We start from the raw sequence: 2,329 nt of genomic DNA, 5'->3' as shown, positions 1-2,329 counted from the left end.
TTCGCCAAAACATCTTCGGCGTTGTAAGGTTAAGCCTCACGGTTCATTAGTATCGGTTAGCTCAATGTATCGCTACACTTACACACCCGACCTATCAACGTCGTCGTCTTCAACGTTCCTTCAGGACCCTTAAAGGGTCAGGGAGAACTCATCTCGGGGCAAGTTTCGTGCTTAGATGCTTTCAGCACTTATCTCTTCCGCATTTAGCTACCGGGCAATGCCATTGGCATGACAACCCGAACACCAGTGATGCGTCCACTCCGGTCCTCTCGTACTAGGAGCAGCCCCCCTCAATTCTCCAGCGCCCACGGCAGATAGGGACCGAACTGTCTCACGACGTTCTAAACCCAGCTCGCGTACCACTTTAAATGGCGAACAGCCATACCCTTGGGACCTACTTCAGCCCCAGGATGTGATGAGCCGACATCGAGGTGCCAAACACCGCCGTCGATATGAACTCTTGGGCGGTATCAGCCTGTTATCCCCGGAGTACCTTTTATCCGTTGAGCGATGGCCCTTCCATTCAGAACCACCGGATCACTAAGACCTGCTTTCGCACCTGCTCGAGCCGTCACTCTCGCAGTCAAGCTAGCTTATGCCTTTGCACTAACCTCCTGATGTCCGACCAGGATTAGCTAACCTTCGTGCTCCTCCGTTACTCTTTAGGAGGAGACCGCCCCAGTCAAACTACCCACCAGACACTGTCCGCAACCCGGATTACGGGTCTACGTTAGAACACCAGCCATTAAAGGGTGGTATTTCAAGGATGGCTCCATGCAGACTGGCGTCCACACTTCAAAGCCTCCCACCTATCCTACACATCAAGGACCAGTGTTCAGTGTCAAGCTATAGTAAAGGTTCACGGGGTCTTTCCGTCTTGCCGCGGGTACACTGCATCTTCACAGCGAGTTCAATTTCACTGAGTCTCGGGTGGAGACAGCCTGGCCATCATTACGCCATTCGTGCAGGTCGGAACTTACCCGACAAGGAATTTCGCTACCTTAGGACCGTTATAGTTACGGCCGCCGTTTACCGGGGCTTCGATCAAGAGCTTCTCCTTACGGATAACCCCATCAATTAACCTTCCGGCACCGGGCAGGCGTCACACCGTATACGTCCACTTTCGTGTTTGCACAGTGCTGTGTTTTTAATAAACAGTTGCAGCCAGCTGGTATCTTCGACTGATTTCAGCTCCATGAGTAAATCACTTCACCTACATATCAGCGTGCCTTCTCCCGAAGTTACGGCACCATTTTGCCTAGTTCCTTCACCCGAGTTCTCTCAAGCGCCTTGGTATTCTCTACCTGACCACCTGTGTCGGTTTGGGGTACGATTTCGTGTTACCTGATGCTTAGAGGCTTTTCCTGGAAGCAGGGCATTTGTTACTTCAGCACCGTAGTGCCTCGTCATCACACCTCAGCGTTAAAAGGTACCGGATTTACCTGGAACCTCCGCCTACATGCTTAAACCGGGACAACCGTCGCCCGGCTAACATAGCCTTCTCCGTCCCCCCTTCGCAGTAACACCAAGTACAGGAATATTAACCTGTTTCCCATCGACTACGCCTTTCGGCCTCGCCTTAGGGGTCGACTCACCCTGCCCCGATTAACGTTGGACAGGAACCCTTGGTCTTCCGGCGTGCGGGTTTTTCACCCGCATTATCGTTACTTATGTCAGCATTCGCACTTCTGATACCTCCAGCATGCCTCACGACACACCTTCAACGGCTTACAGAACGCTCCCCTACCCAACAACACATAGTGTCGCTGCCGCAGCTTCGGTGCATGGTTTAGCCCCGTTACATCTTCCGCGCAGGCCGACTCGACCAGTGAGCTATTACGCTTTCTTTAAATGATGGCTGCTTCTAAGCCAACATCCTGGCTGTCTGTGCCTTCCCACATCGTTTCCCACTTAACCATGACTTTGGGACCTTAGCTGGCGGTCTGGGTTGTTTCCCTCTTCACGACGGACGTTAGCACCCGCCGTGTGTCTCCCGTGATAACATTCTTCGGTATTCGCAGTTTGCATCGGGTTGGTAAGTCGGGATGACCCCCTAGCCGAAACAGTGCTCTACCCCCGAAGATGAGTTCACGAGGCGCTACCTAAATAGCTTTCGGGGAGAACCAGCTATCTCCCGGTTTGATTGGCCTTTCACCCCCAGCCACAAGTCATCCGCTAATTTTTCAACATTAGTCGGTTCGGTCCTCCAGTTAGTGTTACCCAACCTTCAACCTGCCCATGGCTAGATCACCGGGTTTCGGGTCTATACCCTGCAACTTAACGCCCAGTTAAGACTCGGTTTCCCTTCGGCTCCCCTATTCGGTTAACC

The 2,329-nt window shown here is 52.6% G+C and carries 1 rRNA gene; it reads right to left on the bottom strand.

Annotated features, from left to right (window positions below):
* Positions 1 to 25 precede the first annotated feature (25 nt).
* A 23S ribosomal RNA gene (locus tag OGY04_RS16310) occupies positions 26 to 2,329 on the bottom strand; the annotation flags it as partial.

Origin of the sequence: Citrobacter sp. Cpo091, from assembly GCF_030332645.1 — a bacterium.
GTDB classification, from domain to species: domain Bacteria; phylum Pseudomonadota; class Gammaproteobacteria; order Enterobacterales; family Enterobacteriaceae; genus Citrobacter; species Citrobacter portucalensis.
The sequence above is the reverse complement of the archived record's forward strand: the minus strand, read 5'-3'. Positions and strand labels throughout refer to the sequence as shown.